At 67.5% G+C, this 23628-nt stretch carries 21 protein-coding genes and 1 other RNA gene; 13 read left to right on the top strand and 9 right to left on the bottom strand.

The window, feature by feature from the left end:
* Positions 1-70: 70 nt before the first annotated feature.
* The 3 genes from ACFSGX_RS08990 to ACFSGX_RS08980 are packed head-to-tail and all read right to left on the bottom strand — an operon-like array spanning position 71 to position 2570.
* Positions 71-382, bottom strand: coding sequence for a 2Fe-2S iron-sulfur cluster-binding protein (locus ACFSGX_RS08990; RefSeq protein WP_380929232.1), 312 nt, complete (start codon positions 380-382; stop codon positions 71-73).
* Complete coding sequence (locus ACFSGX_RS08985; RefSeq protein ID WP_380929230.1) at positions 379-1473, bottom strand: cysteine desulfurase family protein; 1095 nt, start codon at positions 1471-1473, stop codon at positions 379-381. The genes ACFSGX_RS08990 and ACFSGX_RS08985 overlap by 4 nt, the downstream gene beginning before the upstream one ends.
* A complete protein-coding gene (locus tag ACFSGX_RS08980; protein WP_380929228.1) occupies positions 1470-2570 on the bottom strand; it encodes a cysteine desulfurase family protein in 1101 nt (366 codons plus the stop codon). The genes ACFSGX_RS08985 and ACFSGX_RS08980 overlap by 4 nt, the downstream gene beginning before the upstream one ends.
* Positions 2571-2627: 57 nt before the next feature.
* Between ACFSGX_RS08980 and ACFSGX_RS08975 the strand changes: the two genes are divergently transcribed.
* Positions 2628-3269: an alpha/beta hydrolase gene (locus ACFSGX_RS08975; RefSeq protein WP_380929227.1), complete on the top strand. Its 642-nt coding sequence runs from the start codon at positions 2628-2630 to the stop codon at positions 3267-3269.
* Positions 3270-3379: 110 nt separating this feature from the next.
* On the opposite strand, the gene ACFSGX_RS08970 is transcribed toward ACFSGX_RS08975, so the two are convergent.
* Entirely contained in the window at positions 3380-3547 is a 168-nt protein-coding gene (locus ACFSGX_RS08970; RefSeq protein WP_380929225.1) for a hypothetical protein, read from the bottom strand.
* Complete coding sequence (locus ACFSGX_RS08965) at positions 3544-4518, bottom strand: threonine ammonia-lyase (protein WP_380929223.1); 975 nt, start codon at positions 4516-4518, stop codon at positions 3544-3546. The genes ACFSGX_RS08970 and ACFSGX_RS08965 overlap by 4 nt, the downstream gene beginning before the upstream one ends.
* Before the next feature lie 158 nt (positions 4519-4676).
* On the opposite strand from ACFSGX_RS08965, the gene ACFSGX_RS08960 reads away from it, so the two are divergent.
* The 5 genes from ACFSGX_RS08960 to ACFSGX_RS08940 all read left to right on the top strand — a co-directional run bounded on the left by ACFSGX_RS08960 (position 4677) and on the right by ACFSGX_RS08940 (position 9555).
* Positions 4677-5864 (top strand): type III PLP-dependent enzyme domain-containing protein, encoded by a 1188-nt coding sequence (locus ACFSGX_RS08960; protein WP_380929221.1) that lies wholly within the window; start codon positions 4677-4679, stop codon positions 5862-5864.
* 113 nt (positions 5865-5977) lie between these two features.
* The gene (locus tag ACFSGX_RS08955; RefSeq protein WP_380929219.1) at positions 5978-7036 is read left to right on the top strand and encodes a 1,9-bis(guanidino)-5-aza-nonane synthase; all 1059 of its coding nucleotides are present in this window, start codon (positions 5978-5980) and stop codon (positions 7034-7036) included.
* 186 nt (positions 7037-7222) lie between these two features.
* Positions 7223-7320: signal recognition particle sRNA small type (ffs, locus tag ACFSGX_RS08950), an RNA gene on the top strand.
* A 235-nt stretch (positions 7321-7555) separates the two neighbouring features.
* Positions 7556-9235 carry a DNA polymerase III subunit gamma/tau gene (locus ACFSGX_RS08945; protein WP_380929217.1) on the top strand — a complete coding sequence of 560 codons (1680 nt, stop codon included), beginning with the start codon at positions 7556-7558 and terminating at the stop codon, positions 9233-9235.
* Positions 9232-9555, top strand: a complete 324-nt coding sequence (locus ACFSGX_RS08940) for a YbaB/EbfC family nucleoid-associated protein (protein ID WP_157177372.1) — start codon at positions 9232-9234, stop codon at positions 9553-9555. The genes ACFSGX_RS08945 and ACFSGX_RS08940 overlap by 4 nt, the downstream gene beginning before the upstream one ends.
* Positions 9556-9856: 301 nt before the next feature.
* On the opposite strand, the gene ACFSGX_RS08935 is transcribed toward ACFSGX_RS08940, so the two are convergent.
* Entirely contained in the window at positions 9857-10123 is a 267-nt protein-coding gene (locus ACFSGX_RS08935; RefSeq protein ID WP_380929215.1) for an I78 family peptidase inhibitor, read from the bottom strand.
* Positions 10086-11336: a ribonuclease D gene (rnd, locus tag ACFSGX_RS08930; RefSeq protein WP_380929214.1), complete on the bottom strand. Its 1251-nt coding sequence runs from the start codon at positions 11334-11336 to the stop codon at positions 10086-10088. Before rnd ends, ACFSGX_RS08935 begins: the two co-directional genes overlap by 38 nt.
* A 94-nt stretch (positions 11337-11430) precedes the next feature.
* On the opposite strand from rnd, the gene aspS reads away from it, so the two are divergent.
* Positions 11431-13209 carry an aspartate--tRNA ligase gene (aspS, locus tag ACFSGX_RS08925; protein WP_380930021.1) on the top strand — a complete coding sequence of 593 codons (1779 nt, stop codon included), beginning with the start codon at positions 11431-11433 and terminating at the stop codon, positions 13207-13209.
* An 18-nt stretch (positions 13210-13227) separates the two neighbouring features.
* Positions 13228-14016: a polyphosphate kinase 2 family protein gene (locus ACFSGX_RS08920; RefSeq protein ID WP_380929212.1), complete on the top strand. Its 789-nt coding sequence runs from the start codon at positions 13228-13230 to the stop codon at positions 14014-14016.
* A 107-nt stretch (positions 14017-14123) separates the two neighbouring features.
* Here ACFSGX_RS08920 and ACFSGX_RS08915 read toward each other — a convergent pair whose 3' ends face one another.
* Together ACFSGX_RS08915 and ACFSGX_RS08910 are read right to left on the bottom strand one after the other, a co-directional pair.
* Positions 14124-14612 carry a GreA/GreB family elongation factor gene (locus ACFSGX_RS08915; RefSeq protein ID WP_380929210.1) on the bottom strand — a complete coding sequence of 163 codons (489 nt, stop codon included), beginning with the start codon at positions 14610-14612 and terminating at the stop codon, positions 14124-14126.
* Between the two features lie 95 nt (positions 14613-14707).
* The gene (locus tag ACFSGX_RS08910; protein ID WP_380929208.1) at positions 14708-16720 is read right to left on the bottom strand and encodes a lytic transglycosylase domain-containing protein; all 2013 of its coding nucleotides are present in this window, start codon (positions 16718-16720) and stop codon (positions 14708-14710) included.
* 108 nt (positions 16721-16828) lie between these two features.
* On the opposite strand from ACFSGX_RS08910, the gene dapA reads away from it, so the two are divergent.
* The 5 genes from dapA to ACFSGX_RS08885 all read left to right on the top strand — a co-directional run bounded on the left by dapA (position 16829) and on the right by ACFSGX_RS08885 (position 23544).
* Positions 16829-17704: a 4-hydroxy-tetrahydrodipicolinate synthase gene (dapA, locus tag ACFSGX_RS08905; protein ID WP_380929206.1), complete on the top strand. Its 876-nt coding sequence runs from the start codon at positions 16829-16831 to the stop codon at positions 17702-17704.
* 67 nt (positions 17705-17771) lie between these two features.
* Positions 17772-18254 carry an SsrA-binding protein SmpB gene (gene smpB, locus ACFSGX_RS08900; protein WP_157177364.1) on the top strand — a complete coding sequence of 161 codons (483 nt, stop codon included), beginning with the start codon at positions 17772-17774 and terminating at the stop codon, positions 18252-18254.
* The gene (locus ACFSGX_RS08895; RefSeq protein WP_380929204.1) at positions 18247-18813 is read left to right on the top strand and encodes a DUF2062 domain-containing protein; all 567 of its coding nucleotides are present in this window, start codon (positions 18247-18249) and stop codon (positions 18811-18813) included. The genes smpB and ACFSGX_RS08895 overlap by 8 nt, the downstream gene beginning before the upstream one ends.
* Positions 18814-18928: 115 nt before the next feature.
* Positions 18929-20986, top strand: a complete 2058-nt coding sequence (locus tag ACFSGX_RS08890; RefSeq protein WP_380929202.1) for a M13 family metallopeptidase — start codon at positions 18929-18931, stop codon at positions 20984-20986.
* Positions 20987-21084: 98 nt separating this feature from the next.
* Positions 21085-23544 (top strand): hybrid sensor histidine kinase/response regulator, encoded by a 2460-nt coding sequence (locus ACFSGX_RS08885; RefSeq protein WP_380929200.1) that lies wholly within the window; start codon positions 21085-21087, stop codon positions 23542-23544.
* Positions 23545-23628 lie beyond the last annotated feature (84 nt).

Raw genomic sequence — 23628 nt, 5'->3', positions numbered from 1 at the left:
TTGGTTCGAGCCTGTCGAGAACGCTATGCAGGGTTCTCGACAAGCTCGAACCGAACGGAGGTAGGGAATTCTAACCGGGGATCCGCACCGTCAGTGTCTCCAGCGTCCCATCCAGCACGATCTGGCACGCCAGTCGGCTGGTGCGGGTGACGTGGGGGGCGAGGTCGAGCAGGTCGTCCTCGTTTTCCGACGCGGGGGGCAGGCGGTCGAAATCCTCCGCGGCGACGATCACGTGGCAGGTCGAGCAGGCCATCTGGCCTTCGCAGGTGCCCTCGAGCGGTTCGCCGAGCGCCTGGGCGACGTCGAGCAGGCGCGTGCCGGGCGGGGCGTCGGTTTCGGACGAGAGGTGCCCCGCGGAGTCGAGGAAGCGGACGTGGGTCATGCGGCGGCGGCGATCAGCGCGGCGGCGGTGTCGATCTCGTCCGCAGTGGTGTAGCGGCCGAAGCCGAGCCGGATCGTGTTGCGCGCCTGCGCAGCGCTGAGGCCGATCGCGCGCAGGACATGGCTGGGGCGGCCCGATCCGCTGGCGCAGGCTGAACCCGCGGAAAAGGCGACGTCGCGCAGCCGGGAGATCAGGCCGGCCGCATCGACCCCGTCGCGGCGCAGGCTGAGGTTGCCGGGGTAGCGGTGGTCGGTGCTGCCGTTGACGGTCCAGTCCGGGAGGGCGGCACGGAAGCGCTGGGCAAGGGTTGCGACGTGGGCGGCGTCGGTGTCGCGACGGTCTTGCGCGACGCTCGCGGCGGCGCCAAAACCGGCGCAGAGCATGGGGGAGAGCGTGCCGGAGCGGATGCCGCCTTCCTGCCCGCCGCCGTGGAGGAGCGCGCCGAGCCGGACGCCGTCGCGGACGTACAGCGCGCCGATGCCCTTGGGGCCGTGGATCTTGTGCGCGGACAGCGCGATCAGGTCGGCGTCCGGGAGTGGGACGCGGCCATAGGCCTGCGCCGCGTCGCAGAGGAACAGCGCGCCGGCCGCGCGGGCGATCGCGGCGAGTTCGGTGAGCGGCTGGATTACGCCGATCTCGTTGTTGACCAGCATCGCGGAGACGATCGCGGTGCGGTCGTCGATCGCGGCGGAGGCCTGGGCCAGGTCGATCAGCCCGTCCGGGCCGACCGGCAGGATCGTGACGTCTGCGCCGTGGCGCGCGGCCCAGGCGGCGGTGTCGAGCGTGCAGGCATGTTCGGTGGCGATCGTCACGATGCCGCGGCGGGCGGCGGGTGCGTCGGCCAGCGTCGCCTGGATCGCCCAGTTGACCGCCTCGGTCGCGCCGGAGGTGAACCAGAGTTTGCCTTGTCCAAGCGCCGGGTCCGCGGCGACGATCCGCGTGCGGGCGGCGGCGACCGCGGCGGCGGCGGCGCGGCCGGCCTTGTGCGGGCTGTGCGGGTTGGCGAACCCGTCCTCCGCCAGCCAGGGGAGCATCGCGGCGCGCGCTTCGGGGGCGAGCGGGGTGGTCGCCTGATAGTCGAGACAGATCATGCCGCGGCGCGCCGGGTGGCCATCGCGGCGTAGGTGGCGAGGAAGGCGTCGATCGCGGCGTCGCCGGTGTCGCGGCCGATGCTGACACGGATCGTCTCGGTGGCGGCGGTCGGGTCGAGGCCCATCGCGGCGAGGACGTGGCCGGGCTTGAGGCTGCCCGACGAGCAGGCGCTGCCGGCCGAGATGGCGATGCCGGCCATGTCCATGCGGATCAGTTGCGTCGTGGCGGCGACGCCGGGCAGGCGGTAGGCGCCGATCGTGGGGAGGCGGAGGGTGTCACTAGCGATGACTTCGCCGCCGGATGCGAGGATGCCGGCTTCGAGCTTTTCGCGCAGGCGTTCGGCTTCGGCGAGCCAGGCCGATCCGTCTTCGAGGGCGGCGGCGAATCCCAGCGTGGCCGGCATGTTTTCGGTGCCGCCGCGATAGCCCTGTTCCTGGCCGCCGCTGGGTGCGAGCGTCGCGAGGTCGCGGATGAGCAGCGCGCCGATGCCGGGTGGGCCGCCGAGCTTGTGGGCGGAGACGGCGATGAAGTCGGCGTCGGGGAGCGGGCGCTTGCCGGCGGTCTGTGCGCAGTCGGCAAGCAGGAGGTGACCGGCGGCGCGGAGCTTCGTGGCAATCCCGGCCAGCGGTTGCAGGACACCGGTTTCGTTGTTGGCGGACTGGATCGCGACGAGGGCGGGGGGGCCGTCGAGCAAGGTTTCGTCCAGCTGAACGATGCCGTTGGCGTCCACCGGCAAACGTATGGCGTCCGGGAGTACGCGCAGGACGGCGTCATGTTCGACCTCGGATACGGCATGGCGCTGAACCTTTGCGCGGGTGAGGGCGATGGCCAGCGCCTCGCTCGCGCCGCTAGTCAGGATGACGGTGTGGGGCCAGTCGAACGCAGCGGCGATGCGGGCGCGCGCATCCTCGAGCGCGGCGCGGGCGGCGCGGCCGGCGGCGTGCGGGGAGGAGGGGTTCGCCCAGCGCGACAGCCCGTCCGCCATCGCGGCGCGCGCGGCGGCCGAGACCGGCGCAGTGGCGGCGTGATCGAGATAGTAGGTCGGCCGCGTAATCGTAGTATCTCCGGTGATTGCCGTTCGGGTCCTATTCCTCATATAGGGTGCCGATCCATCGCGCACCCGCCCGTTGCGCGCAGACAAGAAGCAGACACGATGCCAGAAGTCATTTTTCCCGGTCCCGAAGGTCGTCTCGAGGGTCGGTTCCAGCCGGGCCCGCGCCCGCGTGCGCCCGTCGCCATGATCCTCCATTCGCATCCGCAGGCCGGCGGCACGATGAACAACCGGATGGTGCAGTCGCTGTACCAGACGTTCGTGAAGCGCGGTTTCGCGACGCTGCGGTTCAATTTCCGCGGCGTTGGCAAGAGCCAGGGCGTGTTCGACAATGGCGTTGGCGAACTGTCCGATGCGGCGTCCGCGCTCGATTGGGTGCAATCGATCCATCCGGAGGCGCAGACGACCTGGATCGCGGGCGTCAGCTTCGGTGCGTGGATCGGGATGCAGCTGCTGATGCGGCGGCCGGAGATCAAGGGCTTCATCTCGATCGCGCCGCCCGCGAACATGTACGACTTCACCTTCCTTGCGCCGTGCCCGTCGTCGGGGATCATCATCCAGGGTGAGCAGGACGAGGTGGTGACGCCGGGTGCCGTCCAGAAGCTGGTCGACAAGCTGCGCACCCAGCGGCACATCACGATTCATCACGACACCATCCCGGGCGCGAACCACTTCTTCGAGAACGAACAGACGCAGCTGATGCGGTCGGTCGATAATTATCTCGATATGCGGTTGAAGGCCTGAGTCAGACGTCGCCCCGGACTTGATCCGGGGTCTCGCTGCCTTTGCGCTGGTTGAGTAGACGCGGGATCCCGGATCAAGTCCGGGATGACATGGGGTTTTTAGTCGCTCGGTTACCTGGGCCAAGTCTGGATCAGGACGTTGCCCAGGAAGACCGCGGCGGCGACGAACATCAGCGTGCTGCGCTGGCGTTCGCCGCGGCGGCGGAGCGCGGTGCCGCCGATAATGAGCGCGATGACCGCGATCATCAGGACCGCGGGGACGACGCCGCCCGCGATCATGCTTGTTCCGCCAGCACGGCGGCGTAGGCGGCCGGATCGACGTTGCCGCCGGACAGCGTGACCAGCGTCTGGCGGCCATCGGCGGGCACGTGGCCGGACAGGATCGCGGCCAGCGCCACAGCACCACCCGGTTCGACGACGAGGCCGAGCCCGAAGGCGTGGCGCATCGCGGCGCGGATCTTTGCCTCGCTCACCGCGACTCCACGAGCCCCGGCGGCGTGCAGGACGTCGAACGTCAGCGGTGCGACGCGCAGCGTCTGGAGCGCGTCGCAAGCGGTGGCGGGCGGGTTCGGCTCGACGGGCAGGATCGTGCCGGCGGCGAGCGAGCGGCCCATGTCGTCCCAGCCGACCGGCTCGACCACGACGATCTCGGCATCGCGCAAAGCGAGCGTGATGCCCGCGGACAGGCCGCCCCCGCCGCAGCAGATCACGGCGCGCTCGAATGGCGGCAGGCCGAGTGCGGTCGCCTGGAACGCGGCCTCCAGCCCGGCGGTACCCTGACCCTCCACCACATCCGGATCGTCGAACGAGGGGACGAGGACCGCACCGCGTTCGGTCGCGAGCGCGGCGGCGATCTGTTCGCGGCTTTCGGTCGCGCGGTCGTAGGTCACGACCTCGGCGCCGAGCGAGAGGGTGGCGTTGCGTTTCACGGAGGGCGCGTCGGCGGGCATGACGATCGTGGCGGGCAGCCCGAGCAGCGCGGCGGCGCGGGCGATTCCCTGCGCGTGGTTACCGGACGAGAAGGCCACGACTCCGCGTGGCCGGTCCGCGGCCGGGACGCGCGCCAGACGGTTATAAGCACCGCGGAACTTGAACGCCCCGCCGAGCTGGAGCGATTCGGCCTTGAGCCAGATATTGGCGAAACCGGGCAGCGGCAGAAGCGGGGTCCGCGTCGCGACGCTGGCGATGCGCGCGGCGGCCGCTACGACGCCCTCGTGAGAGACCTGGGGAATGTCGTCGTTCGTCGCCATCGTGCCTCCTGCGGTCTGGTGTTGCGTCCATTGCACTTCGTGACGTTTCAATTGCAACTTTACAGGGGGGCGACTGGTTCATATGGATGCGTCCGCTGCCCCATGGGACTTCCACCGCAAGGCAGCTTTGTCGGAACGACCACTGGAGGTCCCTTGAATTGCACAAGCATCATAGCGCGCTGGGGCTAGCAACTGCCCTTCGTCCGGTTCAACCGGTCACGCTGATTCGTCCGCACGCCGCACGGCGCGCGGCCCGGTACTTCGTAGAGAAGTTCCAGGGTCGCTCGATGTATGCGGTCAAGGCGAACCCATCCGCAGACCTGCTGAAGGTTCTGTGGGACAGCGGCATTACGCATTACGACGTCGCCTCGATCGCCGAGGTGCGGCTGGTTGCTCGTACGCTGCCGGACGCCGTCCTGTGTTTCATGCACCCGGTGAAGGCGGAAGAGGCGATCGCGGAGGCCTATGCCGTTCACGGCGTGCGCACCTTCTCGCTCGATTCGCTTGAAGAACTCGAAAAGATCTGCCGCGCGACGAACGACGCGACGGACCTGACGCTGTGCGTCCGGCTGCGCGTGTCTTCGGATCACAGCAAGCTCAGCCTGGCGTCGAAGTTCGGGGTCGAGGCGCGCGACGCGGCACCGTTGCTGCTCGCGACGCGTCAGGTGGCCGACGCGCTCGGCATCTGTTTCCATGTCGGTTCGCAGGCGATGAGCCCGGCGGCCTACATCCAGGCGATGGGCCGGGTGCGCGAAGCGATCGTCAACGCCGCCGTCACGGTGGACGTCGTGGACGTGGGCGGCGGGTTCCCGTCGACCTATCCGGGCATGACGCCGCCGCCGCTGGGCGCATATTTCGACGCGATCAAGCAGGCGTTCGAAAGCCTGCCGATCAGCTACTCCGCCGAATTGTGGTGCGAACCGGGTCGTGCACTGTGCGCGGAATATGCCAGCCTGCTGGTCCGCGTTGAGAAGCGTCGCGGCGACGAGCTGTTCATCAACGACGGCGCGTATGGCGCGCTGTTCGATGCGGCGCATGTCGCGTGGCGTTTCCCGACCGAACTGGTGCGCGACGTGACGTCGAACGCCAAGGATGTCGGGTTCAGCTTCTACGGGCCGACGTGCGACGACATGGACCATATGGTCGGACCGTTCATGCTGCCCGCCGATACCAAGGCGGGCGACTATATCGAGATCGGTATGCTCGGCGCCTACGGGTGCGCGATGCGGACCGGGTTCAACGGCTTCACCGCGGGCGAAACCGTGCTGGCGACCGACGAGCCGATGGCCACCGTGTATGTCGAAGAAGACGACATCATGATGCCGTCGAACGTCGTTACGCTGTAACCGAACCGATCCATCACCTGTAGCATTGCACCCCGGCCCGGCCGGGATGCGGAATTAGAGTGCAGGCTCGATCCCATGACCGGGGTCGAGCCTGCCCATCGTCTGGAGCACCCATGACCGACACCAAGATCAACGACGTCCGCAAGGCGGAGCTGCTGTCCACCGAAGTCGAGCATATCGACATCCGCGAATTCGACGCGCGCCCGATCGTGGACGCGATGAAGAAGATGTCGTTCACCAGCCGCGACCTGGGCCGTGCGACCGAGATCTACAACCAGATGCTGGCCGATAAGGACTGCACGATCTTCTTGGTCATCGCCGGGTCGACCTCGGCGGGCGGGTGCATGGACCTCTATGCCGAGCTGCTGCGCAACAACATGATCGACGGCATCGTCGCGACCGGCGCGTCGATCGTCGACATGGATTTCTTCGAGGGTCTCGGCCACAAGCATTATCAGGCGCTCGACGTGCCGGACGACGACACGCTGCGCTCGCTGCTGATCGACCGGATCTACGACACCTATATCGACGAAGAGCAGCTGCAGCACGTCGATCACACGATCTTCGAGATCGCCGAGACGCTGGAGCCGCGCGCCTATTCCAGCCGCGAGTTCATCCGCGAGATGGGCAAGTATCTCGTCGAGCATGGCAAGAAGGACAACAGCCTCGTCAAGCTCGCCTACGAGCACGACGTGCCGATCTTCTGCCCGGCGTTCGTCGATTCGTCGGCCGGGTTCGGGCTGGTGAAGCATCAGGTCGATGCGGTGAAGGCGGGCAAGCCCTACATGGTGCTCGACGCGATCGCCGATTTCCGTGAGCTCACGCAGATCAAGATCGAGGCGGGCGTCACCGGCCTGCTGATGATCGGCGGCGGCGTGCCGAAGAACTTCATTCAGGACACGGTCGTCTGCGCCGAGATCCTGGGTCATGACGATGTGCAGGTTCACAAGTACGCGGTGCAGATCACCGTCGCCGACGTGCGCGACGGTGCCTGCTCGTCCTCGACGCTTCAGGAAGCAGCGAGCTGGGGCAAGGTGAACACCGGCATCGAGCAGATGGTGTTCGCGGAGGCCGGCTCGGTCATGCCGCTCCTGGCGAGCGATGCTTATCATCGCGGTCACTGGAAGGACCGGCCGGTGCGCGCCTGGGGGAAGATCTTCCGCGAGGCTTGATGGTTAGGTTGTGACGGGGTTGCCTTAGTGTCCCGTCACACCGCATTGGTATGATGTAGTTCCCCGGCGCAGGCCGGGGCCTAGGCGGAACCGCTTCACCTAGGCCCCGGCCTTCGCCGGGGAACAGTCGTTTTAGCTCTGCAAACGCAAACCCTTGCCCTCCACCCGCGCATGTCGCATAGGCGGCGCGGGAGTCGGGCGGACGATGCTGTCGCCAATCTGGTCAGATCCGGAAGGAAGCAGCCACAACGATTTCGTACCGGGTCGTTCCGGCTCCCACCTTCTTACATTGATGGTTGGTTGAGCGGCTTTGGGCGCTCCGCAAAGATGTCGTCCTCGCCTCAGGGAGATCCCGGCTTTCGCCGGGATGACGACTGAGGGGCGATTAACAAGGCATCATTACTAAGGCCGTCATCCCGGCGCAGGCCGGGATCTCCTTTCGGCTGGACGGGCGCCCTTCACGTAGCGAACCCAAGCTCTCCCTTCGACAACCGCCCGCCGATGACCTAAATCCGTGTCATGGCCGAATCCGCAGTTCCCTACCGCGTCTTGGCGCGCAAATACCGTCCGCAGACCTTTGCCGAGCTGATCGGGCAGGATGCGATGGTGACGACGCTGGGCAATGCGATCCGGCGCGATCGGCTGGCGCATGCGTTCCTGCTGACCGGCGTGCGCGGGGTGGGCAAGACGTCGACCGCGCGTCTGATCGCCAAGGCGCTGAACTGCATCGGGCCGGACGGGCAGGGCGGGCCGACGATCGACCCGTGCGGCGTGTGCGACCCGTGCCGCGCGATCGCCGAGGGCCGCCATATCGACGTGACCGAGATGGACGCCGCGAGCCACACCGGCATCGACGACATCCGCGAGATCATCGAGGCGGTGCGCTATGCATCGGTCTCGGCGCGCTACAAGATCTACATCATCGACGAAGTCCACATGCTGTCCAAGGCGGCGTTCAACGGGTTGTTGAAGACGCTGGAGGAGCCGCCGGCGCATGTGAAGTTCCTGTTCGCCACCACGGAAGTGAACAAGATCCCGGTGACCGTGCTGTCGCGTTGTCAGCGGTTCGACCTGCGGCGGATCCCAGCGGACTTGCTGACCCGTCATTTCGCGCATGTGGTGGAGCAGGAGGGCGTCGAGGCCGAGCCCGAGGCGCTGGCGCTGATCGCGCGGGCGGCGGAGGGGTCGGCGCGCGACGGGCTGTCGATCCTGGACCAGGCGATCGCGCATGGGCAGGACCGGGTCGACGCGGCGCAGGTGCGCGACATGCTGGGGCTGTCCGATCGCGGGGCGGTGCGCGCGCTGTTCGCAAAGCTCCTCGCGGGCGATGCGCCGGCGGTGCTGGCGGCGGTGGGGCGGCAGCATGAGCTGGGCGTCGATCCGACCGCGTTGTTCCGCGGGTTGCTCGAGACGTGCCACGGCGTGACGCGCGCCAAGGTCGGCGATCATGTCGATCCCGCACTGTCGGCGGAGGAGCGTGAGGCGTTCGCAGACTGGGCGAGTCGGCTGGGATATCCCGTGCTGCACCGCATGTGGCAACTGCTGCTGAAAGGGCATGAGGAGGTCCAGTCGGCGATCCTGCCGATGGAGGCGGCCGAGATGGCGCTGCTGCGGATCGTTCATGCGAGCACGCTGCCCGATCCGGGGGAGCTGATTCGCCGGCTGACGGGGATGGAAGCGGCGGGGGTTGCCCCTGCTGCGACGAGTGCGTCTGCGCCGGCCGCGGCCGCGGTGTCCTCCGCCTATGAGCCATCGGTCGCGCCGCCTGCGCCCGCACCAGTTGCCGCCGCGCCGGTTCCGCCCCCCACGCCGGTCGTGCCGCCGAAGCCTGTGCTGCCGGCTGATTTTCGCGCGTTGCACGACCTGCTCGAAGATCGCGGGGAGCCGCTGCTGGCGCAGGAGCTGCACGATTTCGCTGGGCTTGTTCGGTATGCGCCGCCCGAACTGGTGGTGCGCCCGACGCGGCCGATTGATCTGCGCAAGCTGGCGGGGGCGCTGCGCCGGTTGACCGACACGGTCTGGACGGTTTCGGCGGAGGAGGGCGATGCCGCGCCGACGATGCTGGAGCAGGAACGCGCGATGCAGGCGGCCGAGCGCGCGGTGGTGTGGGACTCGCCGGTCGTGCGGGCTGCGCGCGAGGCCTTTCCCGATACCGAGTTGCTGGGCTACACGCTGGATCAGAGGAGTGCGCACGCATGAAGAATCTCGACGATATCCTGGCGATGGCCCAGAATGTGCAGAACCAGTTGTCGCAGGCGCAGGACAGCCTCGACACGATCGAAATCGAAGGCGTGTCCGGCGGCGGACTTGTCACGATCAAGGCGACCGCGAAGGGCCGCATCCTGGGCGTGTCGATCGACGACAGCCTGATGGTCGCGTCGGAAAAGCAGATGCTGGAAGACCTGATCGCCGCCGCGCTGAACGACGCCCGTACGAAGGCGGACGCCGCTTCCTCCGCGGAGATGAGCAAGATGACGGCGGGTATTCCGTTGCCGCCGGGGTTCAAGCTACCGTTCTGATTCGTGTGGGGCGGGGGCGGGCCGTCATCTGGCGCGACCGTTTGGTAACGCGTCCCCGCCCTTCACCTGAGCTCGGATCTCTCGGCTTCCGACACTTTGGGTCTCACCCAACCCCCGTCCATCCCGAGCGCAGTCGAGGGACTTCTTCGAGCGCAGTCGAGAAGCGTTAAAGTCGGAAGCCTCGGCTGCGCTCGGCCGGTCCCTCGACTTCGCTCGGGATGGGCGGGAGTTATGATGCGGAGCCAAGCGGATCCGCTACGTCAACGGGCAGCCAGCCTTTCCCTGTCTCAATCCGCGAAAATCAACCGCAGACAACCCGCGTCGCAAGCCCGGCGGCATCGACATCTACGGTCAGCCGGTCAGGGCGGAGATCCGCAGTGACCATCATACCCGGCCGCACGATCCGGATGGTGCGCGCGCCGCTCTGACGGCGCCAACCTTCCGCCGTTTCGTCCGACACCGGTTTGCCCACCGCATCGGCGATCCGGCCGGCGTCGCAGATTTCGGCAGTCGCCACTGGTCGGACGGTGTCACCCGTCCGCATGCAACCGCAGGCCAGCGTCATCATCAGAATCGCCGCTGCCCGTGTCGTGCCGATCGTCATTGTCCGTCTCCAGCGCGGTGCGCGTCATGGTCAGTTTGCCGTTCACGACCGCGAAGGCGAGGCGGCCTTCGACCAGGTCGAGCGCGTCGCGGCCAAATTGTTCGAAGCGCCAGCCTTCGAGCATCGACAGCCCCTCGCGGCGTCCGGCGGCGAGATGCTCAAGTTCGTCGGCGCGGGCGATCAGCTTCGAGGCGACATCGGCATCGCGAGCGCGGATCTTGAGGAGGAGTTTCAGCAGGTCCGCGACCAGCGAGCCGTCCTTGCCGAGCCCCGGCTTGCGGTCCTCGCGCGCCGGCATCTCCGCATCGGACAGCGGCGGCGCGTCGCGGATCACGGCGAGCAGCCGCGCGCCGATGTCGTTCGACGCCCAGCTCGGGCTCATGCCGCGGACGCGCGAAAGGTCGTTCTGTTGCACCGGGGGGTGGGCGGCGAGATCGGCGATCGTCTCGTCCTTGATCAGGCGGCCGCGCGGCAGGTTCTTGGTCTGCGCCTCGCGCTCGCGCCACGCGGCGATCGCCTTCAGCCGGCCGAGCACGTCGGCCTTGCGGCTCGGGATCTTGATCCGCAGCCAGGCGAGGTCGGGAATGTTGACGTAGCTCGCCGGATCGCCGAGCCGCTCCATCTCCTGATCCAGCCAGGCACCGCGGCCCTGGCGCTTCAGCTTGCCGAGCATCTTGGGGAAGATATCAGCGAGATAGGTGACGTCGCCGATCGCATAGTCGATCTGCCGCCGGTCGAGCGGGCGGCGCGCCCAGTCGGTGAAGCGCGCGCCCTTGTCCAGCTTCACGCCGATCATGCTCTCGACCAGGTTGGAATAGCCGATCTGCTCGCCCATCCCGAGCGCCATCGCTGCGACCTGCGTGTCGAACAACGGGTAGGGCGTCTTGCCGGTGATGTTATGAATGATCTCAAGGTCCTGCCCGCCGGCGTGAAAAACCTTCAGAACGTCCTCGTTCTCGACCATCAGGTCCATCAGCGGGGTCATGTCGAGCCCCTTGGCCTTCGGATCAATCGCCGCGGCTTCCTCCGCATCGCCGATCTGGATCAGGCAGAGTTCCGGCCAGTAGGTGTTTTCGCGCATGAATTCGGTATCGACCGCGACGAAGGGCGATTTGGAAAGGCGGGCGCACAGATCGGCAAGCGTCTGGCTGTCGGTGATCAGGGGATGGATCTTCATGAGACTGTCATAGCGACTGCGCGCGCCTTGACAAACCGGGGTCGCACGCGTGAAGCGGCATCATTCCAAAATCACTATTCGAGTGAATTTCAACATGCACGCCTACCGCACGCACACCTGCGCCGCCCTTCGCGAAAGCGACGTCGGCGCGCCCGTCCGCCTGTCGGGCTGGGTCCACCGGAAACGCGACCATGGCGGCGTGCTGTTCGTCGATCTGCGCGATCATTACGGGCTGACCCAGATCGTCGCGAAGGCGGACAGCGATGCGCTGCGCATCCTGGACGGGCTGCGCGCCGAATCGGTGGTGACGATTGACGGCACCGTCGTGGCGCGCGGTGCCGAGGCGACGAACGCGAACCTGGCGACGGGCGCGATCGAGGTCGTCGCGGACGCGGTCACGGTGCAGTCGTCGGCCAGCGAACTGCCGATGCCGGTGGCGGGCGACCAGGAATATCCCGAGGATATCCGGCTGCGTTATCGCTTCCTCGATCTGCGCCGTGAGCGGATCCACCGCAACATCGTGCTGCGGTCGAACGTCATCGCATCGATCCGCCGGCGGATGATCGACCAGGGGTTCATGGAATTCCAGACGCCGATCCTGACCGCGTCGTCGCCGGAAGGTGCGCGCGACTATCTGGTGCCGAGCCGGGTGCATCCGGGCAAGTTCTACGCGCTGCCGCAGGCGCCGCAGATGTTTAAGCAGCTGCTGATGGTCGCCGGGTTCGACCGCTATTTCCAGATCGCGCCGTGCTTCCGCGACGAGGATGCGCGCGCCGACCGGTCGCCGGGCGAGTTCTACCAGCTCGATTTCGAGATGAGCTTCGTCACGCAAGACGATGTTTTCGCAGCGATCGAACCGGTGTTGCACGGCATCTTCGAGGAGTTCGCGGTCAACCGCACGGTGACGGCCGCGCCGTTCCCGCGGATCGCGTACCGCGACGCGATGCTGCGTTACGGGTCGGACAAGCCGGACCTGCGCAACCCGATCGAGATCGTCGACGTGACCGAGCATTTCGTCGGTTCGGGCTTCGGCCTGTTCGCCAAGATCGTCGAAGGCGGCGGCGTGGTCCGCGCGATCCCGGCACCGGGCGCGGGGGCGAAGAGTCGCAAGTTCTTCGACGAGATGAACGAGTGGGCGCGCGCGGCCGGGCATGCGGGCCTGGGCTATATCAACATCAAGGACGGCGTGCCCGGCGGGCCGATCGCCAAGAACCACGGCGAGGAGGCGACCGCGAAGCTGATCGCGGCGCTGGGCCTGGGGCCGAACGACGGCGTGTTCTTCGCTGCGGGCAAGGAGCTGGCGACCGCGAAGCTGGCCGGTGCGGCGCGGACCCGGACGGGCGAGGAGCTGGGCCTGATCGAGGAGGGCGTGTTCAAGTTCTGCTGGGTCGTCGACTTCCCGATGTTCGAATATGACGAGGACGCCAAGAAGGTCGATTTCAGCCACAATCCCTTCTCGATGCCGCAGGGCGAACTGCACGCGCTGGAGACGATGGATCCGCTCGATATCCTGGCTTATCAGTATGATATCGTCTGTAATGGTGTCGAGCTCTCAAGTGGTGCGATCCGGAACCACAAGCCGGAGATCATGTACAAGGCGTTCGAGATCGCCGGTTATTCGCAGGCCGATGTCGACACGAATTTCTCGGGCATGATCAACGCGTTCAAGTTCGGCGCGCCGCCGCATGGTGGCTCCGCGCCGGGGATCGACCGGATCGTGATGCTGCTGGCGGAGGAGCCGAACATCCGCGAGGTCGTGCTGTTCCCGATGAACCAGCGCGCCGAGGACCTGATGATGCAGGCGCCCGCGCCCGCGACGCCGCGCCAGTTGCGCGAGCTGTCGATCCGGGTGGTCGACGGCCCGAAGGCGTAACCGAACGGAGTAGCCGCGATGGGCATCGACCTTTCCGAGTATGAGACCGGCGCGAAATATGACGGCGATTATGAGGAGGATCTGGCGAAGCTGCAGGAGCGGCTGACCCGGATCATGGTCGCCCATATCGTCCACAAGCGGCGGTCGATCATCCTGTTCGAAGGCTGGGACGCGGCGGGCAAGGGTGGCGCGATCCAGCGGATGACGGCGGAATGGGACCCGCGCTATTTCCAGGTGTGGCCGATCGCGGCACCGTCGCCGGAGGAGGCGTCGCGGCATTTTCTGTGGCGGTTCTGGACGCGGTTGCCCGCCGCGGGGCGGATCGCGGTGTTCGATCGCAGCTGGTACGGGCGCGTGCTGGTCGAGCGGGTCGAGGGCTATGCGACCGAGGACGAGCGGCGGCGCGGCTATGACGAGATCAACGCGTTCGAGGCGCAGCAATGTGCGGACGGAACGAAGATCGTGAAGCTGTTCCTGCATATCGACCAGACGGAGCAGGACGAGCGGATCATGCGGCGCGTGCGGCATCCGTGGAAGCGCTGGAAGACGGGGGCCGACGACTTCCGTAACCGTGACAAGCGGGCGGGCTATCTCGATGCGATGGCGGACATGTTCCGCCATACCGATACGGACGTCGCGCCGTGGCATGTCGTGGATGCGGGGAACAAGAAGGCGGCGCGGATCGCGGCGCTGACCCATGTGGCGAAGGTGCTGGAGAAGCATGTGCCGATGGACGCGCCCGAGGCGGATCCGGAGATGATCGCGCTGGCGAAGGCGCATTTCGGGGCGGCGCTGAAGCTGGATTGAGGGGAGGCCTTACGCCCCGTTTGGTTCGAGCCTGTCGAGAACTTCCCGCGGGGTTCTCGACAGGCTCGAACCGAACGGGGTGGGGATTTTGAGCTCGACGGGGGGCGTCAGGACCGCTCTGACGGGTATGTGATCGTCAGGACTTCGTAGTCCTTCGTGCCGCCGGGGAGGTCGACGCGGCGGACGTCGCCGATGGTGGCGCCGCGCAGGGCGTGGGCGATCGGGGAGGACCAGCTGATCCGGCCGGCGGCAGTGTCGGTCTCGTCCTCGCCGACCAGGGTGAGCGTGCGCTCGGCGTCGTCCTCGTCGGCGATCGTGACGCAGGCGCCGAACAGGACGCGGTGGCGCTCCGTCTGATGGGCGGGGTCGACGATCTTGGCGGCCTTCATGCGTTTGGAGAGCCAGCCGAGTTCGCGGTCGATTTCGCGGAGGCGCTTGCGGCCGTAAATATAGTCGCCGTTTTCGGAGCGGTCGCCGTTGCCCGCCGCCCAGCTGATGACTTCGACGAGCTTGGGGCGCTCTTCGCCGAGCAGGTGGCGGTAGCGGGCCTGCATGGCGTGGTAGCCGGTGGGGGTGATGTAGTTGGGGCGGTCCATGTGGTTGGTTGGATAGCCGGCTGGTGTTGCGCTTATGGTGCTGTTGCCCCCACCCCAACCCCTCCCCTGAAGGAGAGGGGCCAAGTGCGAAGCGATCAGCCTGCGGTCCGCTTGCCCAGGTAAGCAGAGAGGCGGTTTGTCGCCGGCATCTTGGCGCGGCTCGGGTTCATCATGTCGTAGACGACGGCGTTCTCCAGGACGTGCTGGACGTAGCCGCGCGTTTCGGAGAGCGGGATCGCCTCGATCCAGTCGATGACGTCAACGCCGGCCATGCGGGGGTCGCCGTTGGCGCGGATGAACTTGTTCACATTGCCCGGGCCGGCGTTGTAGCTCGCGACCGCCAGCACATGGCTGCCGCCATAATAGTCGAGCATACGGCGGAAATAGCTGGCGCCGAGCATGATGTTATATTGCGGATCGCTCGTCAAACGTCCGTAATCATACGACAAACCGAGTTTACCCGAGGTTTCGCGCGCGGTGCCGGGCATGAGCTGCATCAGGCCGCGGGCGCCAACGCGGCTGTTGGCCTGGCGGTCGAACTGGCTTTCCTGGCGGCTGATCGCGTGGATCATCGTCCAGTCGCTGGCGTACGCACCGGGGACCGTCATGGTCGGGAAGCCGTAACGCACTGGGTCGGTCGTGCCGATCCGCGCATTGCGCGCGACCATGACGCCGAGGTCGGGGCGGTTCATGCTGCGCGACAGATCGACGGCGAGTTGGTGGGCGACCTGATCCTTCGCGTTCGCGGCGATCGCGCGGACGAACAAGGTCTGGTCTTGCCAGTTGCCGTCGCGGCCGAGCAGGCGGGCGGCGCGGACCGGTTCGCTCGATTCGAATGCGGCGCGTTCGGCGGCACCGACGACGGGCGCGGCGGGTTCGGGCGGCAGGACCATCGCACGGCCGAGCCGTTCGGCGGACAGCTGACCGTAGAACTGGTCCATGTGCTGCGCGGCTTCGGACAGATAAGCGTTGGCGGCGGTGGTGTTGCCTGCGGCCTGCGCCGCACGGCCGGCCCAGTAGAGCCCCTTGGTCTGGGTCTGGGGCGTCTGCGCGGCGCGGGCGTAGCGCGCGAACATCGTCGCGGCGTCCGCCGGGCGGTTGAGCTTTTTGAACGCGGTGATGCCGCCCAGCCAGACGAGGCTCGTATAGTCGTCGCGCTCGTCCAGATCACGCTCGCGGATATTGGTGCCGGCCGGGAACGCAGCCTCCGCCTTTTCCGCGATGGCATAGGCGTAGCTCGACTGGTTGTCGGTCGCCGCACCGCGTGCAATGGTCAGCAGCGCGTCGAGATAACGTTCTGCATCATAGGGTTGCCCCTCGATCCTGAGCGGCGATGCGAGGTAGGCGCGCGCAGCCGGCACCTGTCCGCCGTTACGCAGCCAGTTGGCGCGATCAACGACATAGCCCGGATCGCTGTCGAAGCTGGCGGGGGCGGTGCCGGCGCCGGGCTGGTTGCTCTGCAACGCGATGCGCGCGGCATAGAGCGGCCGGCGGGCGGGTGAGACGAGCGGGAGCTGGCGCATCGCGGGGACGGTGGCGCGTGCCCAGAGCAGCGCCTCCATCCGCCGGTCCTGGTCCACGGTGGTGAAGCGCGGGCCGTAGCGCAAGGCGATGCCGGCCTCCAGATCCGGCGGCAGGTAGCCGCCCGTCCAGGCCGCGGTCGCCGCGGTCTGCGCATCCGCCGCGCGGCCGAGTGCGGCCAGCGCATCGGCGAAGCGCGCGTTGCCGGCCGGCGTGCGCGGGGGATAGCGCGTGAAGAAGGCGACGATCGTCTGCGGATCCGCGCCGCTTGTCTCCAGCCGCTTCTCCGCCGTGCGGCGCATCGCGACGTCGCCCGGCCAGCCGGGGTGTGCGGTCAGGAACCGCGCATAATCGCCGAACGCATAGGAGTCGGATTGCCGCAGCCGGGTCCATTCCGCGATGGCGGAACGGATCGGATCATAGCCCGGGGCGGTATAGCCTGTGACCGGCATGGCCGACGACGGCACGGCATAACCGGGCGCGGGCAACGCCGGCGGGACGAGCGCGCCACCCTGCGGTTGCAGCGTCATCGCGGCGGCCGCGACCGATGCGAGGAGCGTCGAGGAGACGAGGATACGACTAAGCATGCTGGACACGGTGGCAGGGGCGTCCTTATCAGGCGCTGAACGATCACGGGGCTGTGACATGCCGGCGACTATGCCGGTTGGCGGCGTCCGGGTGAAGGGGAGAAGCGCATGTTTCGCGGGTCCATTCCGGCCTTGGTAACGCCGTTCCGCGATGGGGCGTTCGACGAAGGCACATATCGGAAGTTCATCGACCTGCAGATCGAATCGGGCAGCAGCGCGCTGGTGCCGTGCGGGACGACCGGGGAAAGTGCCACGATGACGATCGTCGAGCATGACCGCGTCGTGTCGGTCTGCGTCGAGCAGGCGGCGGGGCGCGTGCCGGTAATCGCGGGATGCGGATCGAACGATACGCGCGTCGCGCTGGAACATATGCGCGCGGCGCAGCGGGCGGGGGCGGCGGCGGCTTTGCTGGTGCCGCCTTACTATAACCGCCCGTCGCAAGCCGGGATCGTCGCGCATTTCGAGGCGCTGGCCGACGGCTGCGACCTGCCGATCATGCTCTACAACGTGCCCGGCCGAACCTCCGTCGATATCCATGTCGACACGATGGCACGGCTGGCGGAGATGCCGGGCGTGATCGGGGTGAAGGATGCGACCGGCAATGCGGTGCGCGTGACGGCGCAGCGGCTGGCGTGCGGGAGCGACTTTTGCCAGCTGTCGGGCAATGACGACATGGCGCTGGGGTTCATGGCGATGGGCGGGGTGGGGTGCATCTCGGTCACCGCCAACGTCGCGCCGGCATTGTGCGCGGAGTTCCAGGATGCGTGCCTGGAGGGGCGCTGGGGCGATGCGCTGGCGTTGCAGGACAAGCTGTTCCCGCTGCACACTGCGCTGTTCAGCGATGCGTCGCCGGGGCCGGTGAAATATGCCCTGTCGCGCGTGCTGTCCGATTTCCCGGCCGAGCTGCGCCTGCCGATGACGGAGCCGTCCGCGGCGAGCCGGGCGCAGGTCGATGCTGCCCTGCTGGTGGCCGGACTGTTGTGAAGCGCGGCCGGACGGACCATCTAGGCCGGATCATGATCGTTTTCCCTCTCCGCGAGCGTGCTGCCTGATGGCGCGTCCCAAGCCCCCGCAGTTCGAAAAGGTGAAGGTGGTCGCCGAGAATCGCCGTGCGCGGTTCGAATATTTCCTCGAGGAGTTCTTCGAGGCGGGCATCGCGCTGACCGGCACAGAGGTGAAGTCGCTGCGGTTCGGCGAGGGGTCGATCGCGGAGAGCTATGCCGAGGTGAAGGACGGCCAGGTCTATCTGGTGAACGCCAACGTGCCGGAATATAATTTCGGCAACCGGTTCAATCACGAGCCCAAGCGCCCGCGCAAGCTGCTGCTGCACGAACGCGAGGTCGAGAAGATGCGGACCGGCGTGTCGCGCGAGGGGATGACGCTGATCCCGATGGCGATCTATTTCAACGGGCGCGGGCGGGCGAAGGTCGAACTGGCGCTGGCGAAGGGCAAGAAGCTGCACGACAAGCGCGAGGTTCAGAAGGACCGCGACTGGTCGCGCGACCGAGCCCGGATCATGCGCGAACGTGGCTAAGACCTGGCTCGCCGATCGCATCCGCGCGATCATGCCGGCCCGCGAGGAGCTGGAGGCGAACCGTCTGTTGCGGCCCGTGGCGCATTTGTTGCTGCGCCCGGCGCTGTGGCGTTTCACCCGGCGGTCAGTGCCGCGGGCGATCGGGCTCGGATTGCTGGTCGGGATATTCGTGATGATCCCGGTGGTGCAGCCGCTGTCGGCCGCGATGCTGGCGATCCCGTTCCGCGCCAACGTGCCGTTGACGACGGGGACGACGTTCCTGTCCAACCCGCTGACGACGCCGCTGATCGTGATCGCGTCGCTGTGGATCGCGTCCGCGCTGTTCGGGATGGAGACCGATCCCGGGTCGGTGATGCGGATGATCCATGCGGGCGCGACCTTTGCGGACTGGAAGCACTGGCTGCTGTCCTCGGCGGCGCCGGGCTTGCTGATCGGGCTCACCGTGCTGGCGGTCGGGATGGGGCTGGCGGGCTATGCGGTCGCGACGATCGGCTGGCGGATCTGGATCGGTCACAAATGGCACGCGCGCGGCCGGGAACGGGCGCTGCGCGGCCTCTGAGCTTTGCGACAGAGATGTCAGGAGCGGCGACGGAAATGCTCGCATAGTCGCCTGAAGTCCGTACACTCCGGGGTCTAGCCGCGTCGTCCGCGGCACCCGATCGAGAAGGATTTCCATGCGTCTGAAGATCGCCCTGCTGGGCGCGTCCGCGTTTGCCAGCATCGCCACCACCGGGTTCGCCCAGACCGCAAATGCACCTGCGCCGCGCCCCGTGGCCGCAGTCAATGGCGGCAAGCCGGAACTCGGCACGTTCGGGTTCGACACCGCGGGCATGGACCGCAGCGTGGCACCGGGTGACAATTTCGACGCGTTCGCCAGCGGCACGTGGAAGAAGACGAACCCGATCCCGGCCGATCGGTCGAGCTTCGGCATGTTCACCAAGCTGGACGACCTGTCGACCGAGCGCAGCCGCGCGATCCTGGAGGAAGCGGCGCGGACGCCGGGGACGCGGATCGGCGATCTATACGCCAGCTTCGTCGATCAGGCGGCGGTCGACGCCAAGGGCGCGGCCCCGCTGAAGCCGACGCTGGATGCGATCGATGCGGCCAAGACGAAGCCGGCGCTGGCAGCCGAGATGGGCAAGCTCGCACGGTTCGGCGTGCCGTCGCCGTTCCGGTTGGGCGTGGGTCAGGACGATCGCAATCCCGAAACCTACATCGTGTCGATGGCGCAGGGCGGGCTGGGGCTTCCCGACCGCGACTACTACCTCAAGACCGATCCGAAGCTGGTCGAGGCGCGGACCGCCTATGCCGGGTATCTGACGAAGCTGTTCGCGCTGGCGGGGCTGCCCAACGGCGCGGCGCGGGCGCAGGCAGTGATCGCGTTCGAGACGAAGCTGGCGCAGGTCCAGTGGACGCGGATCGATTCGCGCGATGCGGTCAAGACGTACAACAAATGGTCGGCCGCCGATTTCGCGCAGAAGGCACCCGGGTTCGACTGGACGGCATATCTCGCCGCGACCGGCGTGAACGGCCAGACGCAGTTCCTGGTCGCGCAGCCGACCGCGTTCACGGGCAGTGCCGCGGTGATCGCCGCGACGCCGCTCAATGTGTTGCAGGATTACATGAAGCTGCGCGCGATCAACCGGTTCGCGCCGTTCCTTTCGCAGCCGTTTGTCGACGCGTCGTTCGCGTTCAATTCGACGCAGTTGCAGGGCACGCCGCAGAACCGTGATCGCTGGAAGCGCGGCGTGGCGCTGGTCAACGGGCAGGTCGGCGAGGATCTCGGCAAGATCTACGTCGCTAAGTATTTTCCGCCGGAAGCCAAGGCGCAGGCCGACCTGCTGGTGAAGAACGTGATCGCCGCGATGGGCGACCGGATCGACGCGCTGACGTGGATGGCGCCCGAGACGAAGGTGAAGGCGCGCGCCAAGCTGGCCGCGTTCCGCGCCAAGATCGGTTACCCGGACACGTGGCGCGATTATTCCGCGCTGAAGATCGACCGGAGCGACCTGCTCGGCAATGTGCAGCGTGCGACGGCGTTCGAGTTCCAGCGCGACCTGAACAAGCTGGGCAAGCCGCTCGACCGCGAGGAATGGGGCATGACCCCGACGACGATCAACGCCTATGCCAATTTCGGCATGAACGAGATCGTGTTCCCGGCGGCGATCCTGCAGCCGCCGTTCTTCGATCCGAACGCCGATCCGGCGGTAAACTATGGCGGGATCGGTGCCGTGATCGGCCACGAGATCAGCCATCATTTCGACGATCAGGGGTCGCAGTACGACAGCACCGGCAAGCTGACCGAATGGTGGACACCCAAGGACGTCGCGCAGTTCAAGGCACTGACCGGCCAGCTGGTGGCGCAGTATGACAAGTACGAGCCGATCCCGGGGCTGCACGTGCAGGGCGGGCTGACGCTGGGCGAGAATATCGGCGATCTGGCCGGGCTGACCGCCGCGTATGGCGCGTACCAGAAGTCGCTGGGCGGCAAGCCCGCGCCGGTGATCGACGGAATGACCGGCGACCAGCGCTTCTACCTGGGCTGGGCGCAGGTGTGGCGCCGCAACGACCGCGAGGCCGCGTTGCGCCAGCAGTTGCTGACCGATCCGCATTCGCCCGCCGAACAGCGTGCGAACGTGGTCCGCAACCTCGACCCCTGGTATGCGGCGTACAAGCCGAAGCCGGGCGAGAAACTGTACCTGACGCCGGCCGAGCGCGTCCGCATCTGGTAATCATGGCAGGGGTGGCGGTCGGCGCCACCCCGTTGCGACACCGCCCATGGCAGGCGGCTTGACGATGCACCCCCGGCGGGTCGAAAGCGCATCCACGCATGACACCGTCCCCTGACCCCGCCGATCCCGACGTCCGCCACCGGATCGCGCTCACCGCGGTGGCTTGCGTCGCGCTGGCAAGTGCCGTGGCGATCTGGTGGTTCGCGGGCGATGTGATGGTCGCGACCATGTTCCTTGCGACGCTGGCGGCGATCGTCGCGCTCGTCTGGTTCACGCGCACCGTGCGGACGGGGGGCGAAGCGGGTGCGGGACCGGGGGTCGACTGGTCGCTGGCGTTGGCGGGGATCGAGCAGGACCACGACGCGGTGGCGATCACCGACCGCGACGGGCAGCTGCTGTGCGCGAACCGCATGTACGAAAGCTGGTTCGGGGGATTGCCGCCGCCGTCGGGCATCCTGTTCGACGGGGAGGGCAGCCTGGCACTGAGCGCGGCGGGGCGTGCGGCGTGGCGCGACGGGATCGGCGCGGCGGCGTTGCTCAATACCGAGCATCGCAGGCTGTCGGTGACGGTCTTGCGTGCGGGCCAGTCGGAGGATCATCTCGTCTGGCGGTTCCGGCCGCATCTGACCGACGATCCGGTGCGCGACCTGCTGGCGCTGGTGACGGGCGAGCCGGGGCGGCGGATGGGCGATGCCGGCGTGATGGCGGCGCTGGTCGATCGGGACGGGCGGCTGCTCGGCGCGAACCGCGTACTGTCGGCGCGCGCGCTGGATGCGACCGGAACCGGCGCGGGGCTGAGCGGGGTGGACGCGACCGGACGGACGCTGACCGACCTGCTGCGCCGCGGGCCGGACGACCGGATTCGCTTTGCCGGCGACGGCGACGAGGTCGATCCGCTGCGGCTGGTGCAGGTGCCGATCGATCCCGACCGCGACACCAGCCTGTTCCTGATCCTGGACGACAGCCCCGGGCCGGGCGCGACTCCGACGGGCGATGCCGGGTCGGCGGTCCATATCCACAACCTGCTCGGCATGCTGCCGCTCGGCCTTGCGCTGGCGGAACGCGATGGGCGGCTGCTGTTCGTCAATGCGGCGTTCGAGCGTGCGGCGGGGCTGCCCGCGGGACAGGCGGCGGTGTATCCGAGCGACCTGGTGGTGAAGGAGGACAAGGGCGCGGTGTCCGATGCGGTGCGGCGGTTCGGATCCGGGTCCGGTCGGCAGCATTCGGGCGACCTGTCCGTGCGGTTGCGCCACCGGCCGGACGAGCCCGTGTCGCTGACCATCGCCACCGCGCGCGGGCTGGGCGACGCGTCCGTCCTGTTGAGCCTGAAGGACAGCACCGAGGAATCGAAGCTGAAGCGGCAGGTGGCGCAGGCGACCAAGATGCAGGCGGTGGGCCAGCTGGCCGGCGGCGTGGCGCATGATTTCAACAATATCCTGACCGCGATCATCGGGCATTGCGACCTGATGATGATGCGCCACACGCCGGGCGACAGCGACTATGATGACATCCAGCAGATCAAGCACAACTCGAACCGCGCGGCCGGCCTGACGCGGCAGCTGCTTGCCTTCTCGCGCCAGCAGACGCTGCGGCCGCAGGTGCTCCAACTGCCCGACGTGATCTCGGAAATCTCGAACCTGCTGAAGCGGTTGCTGGGCGAGACCGTGGCGTTGCAGGTCAAGCATGGCCGCGCGCTGGGGGCGGTGCGCGCCGATCCGGGGCAGCTGGAACAGGTGATCGTCAATCTGGCGGTGAATGCGCGCGATGCGATGCCGGGGGGCGGCACGCTGACGCTGCAGACCTACGGCGTGACCGCGGCGCAGGTGCGCGATCTCGGGTCCGACGTGCTGCCCGTGGGCGACTATACCGCGCTGTCGGTGACCGACACCGGCACCGGCATTCCGGCCGAGGTGCTGAGCAAGGTGTTCGAGCCGTTCTACACGACCAAGCCGGTCGGCAAGGGGACGGGGCTGGGGCTGTCGACGGTGTACGGTATCGTCAAGCAGTCGGGCGGGTTCATCTTTGCCGATTCGAAGCTGGGGGAGGGGACGACGTTCGTCATCTACCTGCCGGTCCATCTGGCCGATTCGAAGGCGGAGGTGGTGCTGCCGCTGCCGCGTGAGAAGCCGTCCGAGGTGTGGGGCTCCGGCACGATCCTGCTGGTCGAGGACGAGGATATGGTTCGTGCGGTCGCGGAACGCGCGCTGACGCGGCAGGGCTACCGCGTGCTGACCGCCGCGAACGGCGAGCTGGCGCTGGAGATGCTCGGGATCGGAACTTGGGGGGCCGGCAATCCGGAACCGGCGACGATCGACCTGCTGATCTCCGACGTGGTGATGCCGACGATGGACGGACCGACGATGGTCCGTCACGCGCGGGCGGTGCTGCCGCGGCTGCCGATCGTGTTCATGTCGGGCTATGCCGAGGAGCAGCTGCGCAAGTCGATCGCGATCGACAATGTCGCGTTCCTGCCCAAGCCGTTTTCGGTACAGCAGCTTGGACAGGCGGCGCGCGACGCGCTGGGGGCGGCGGTCGGGCGGAGCGATATCGCGGGATAACTCGCTCGGTCTTGATCCAAGTCAGTCAATTGGACCGGCAGCGTAGCGAATTGGCTTTGCGGCGTGGCGGGCATCCCGTAATGC

Source organism: Sphingomonas arantia, from assembly GCF_042682045.1.
Classification (GTDB): domain Bacteria; phylum Pseudomonadota; class Alphaproteobacteria; order Sphingomonadales; family Sphingomonadaceae; genus Sphingomonas_R; species Sphingomonas_R arantia.
The sequence above is the reverse complement of the archived record's forward strand: the minus strand, read 5'-3'. Positions and strand labels throughout refer to the sequence as shown.

Excerpts from the sequence above, each read along its gene's own strand:
- aspS (WP_380930021.1), top strand. The coding sequence starts at position 11,431 with ATGCACGCCTACCGCACGCACACCTGCGCCGCCCTTCGCGAAAGCGAC.
- dapA (WP_380929206.1), top strand. The coding sequence starts at position 16,829 with ATGTTTCGCGGGTCCATTCCGGCCTTGGTAACGCCGTTCCGCGATGGG.
- ACFSGX_RS08945 (WP_380929217.1), top strand. The coding sequence starts at position 7,556 with ATGGCCGAATCCGCAGTTCCCTACCGCGTCTTGGCGCGCAAATACCGT.
- rnd (WP_380929214.1), bottom strand. The coding sequence starts at position 11,336 with ATGAAGATCCATCCCCTGATCACCGACAGCCAGACGCTTGCCGATCTG.
- ACFSGX_RS08980 (WP_380929228.1), bottom strand. The coding sequence starts at position 2,570 with ATGAGGAATAGGACCCGAACGGCAATCACCGGAGATACTACGATTACG.
- ACFSGX_RS08970 (WP_380929225.1), bottom strand. The coding sequence starts at position 3,547 with ATGATCGCGGGCGGCGTCGTCCCCGCGGTCCTGATGATCGCGGTCATC.
- smpB (WP_157177364.1), top strand. The coding sequence starts at position 17,772 with ATGGCGCGTCCCAAGCCCCCGCAGTTCGAAAAGGTGAAGGTGGTCGCC.
- ACFSGX_RS08955 (WP_380929219.1), top strand. The coding sequence starts at position 5,978 with ATGACCGACACCAAGATCAACGACGTCCGCAAGGCGGAGCTGCTGTCC.
- ACFSGX_RS08990 (WP_380929232.1), bottom strand. The coding sequence starts at position 382 with ATGACCCACGTCCGCTTCCTCGACTCCGCGGGGCACCTCTCGTCCGAA.
- ACFSGX_RS08885 (WP_380929200.1), top strand. The coding sequence starts at position 21,085 with ATGACACCGTCCCCTGACCCCGCCGATCCCGACGTCCGCCACCGGATC.
- ACFSGX_RS08965 (WP_380929223.1), bottom strand. The coding sequence starts at position 4,518 with ATGGCGACGAACGACGACATTCCCCAGGTCTCTCACGAGGGCGTCGTA.
- ACFSGX_RS08985 (WP_380929230.1), bottom strand. The coding sequence starts at position 1,473 with ATGATCTGTCTCGACTATCAGGCGACCACCCCGCTCGCCCCCGAAGCG.
- ACFSGX_RS08920 (WP_380929212.1), top strand. The coding sequence starts at position 13,228 with ATGGGCATCGACCTTTCCGAGTATGAGACCGGCGCGAAATATGACGGC.
- ACFSGX_RS08935 (WP_380929215.1), bottom strand. The coding sequence starts at position 10,123 with ATGATGACGCTGGCCTGCGGTTGCATGCGGACGGGTGACACCGTCCGA.
- ACFSGX_RS08915 (WP_380929210.1), bottom strand. The coding sequence starts at position 14,612 with ATGGACCGCCCCAACTACATCACCCCCACCGGCTACCACGCCATGCAG.
- ACFSGX_RS08890 (WP_380929202.1), top strand. The coding sequence starts at position 18,929 with ATGCGTCTGAAGATCGCCCTGCTGGGCGCGTCCGCGTTTGCCAGCATC.
- ACFSGX_RS08940 (WP_157177372.1), top strand. The coding sequence starts at position 9,232 with ATGAAGAATCTCGACGATATCCTGGCGATGGCCCAGAATGTGCAGAAC.
- ACFSGX_RS08975 (WP_380929227.1), top strand. The coding sequence starts at position 2,628 with ATGCCAGAAGTCATTTTTCCCGGTCCCGAAGGTCGTCTCGAGGGTCGG.
- ACFSGX_RS08910 (WP_380929208.1), bottom strand. The coding sequence starts at position 16,720 with ATGCTTAGTCGTATCCTCGTCTCCTCGACGCTCCTCGCATCGGTCGCG.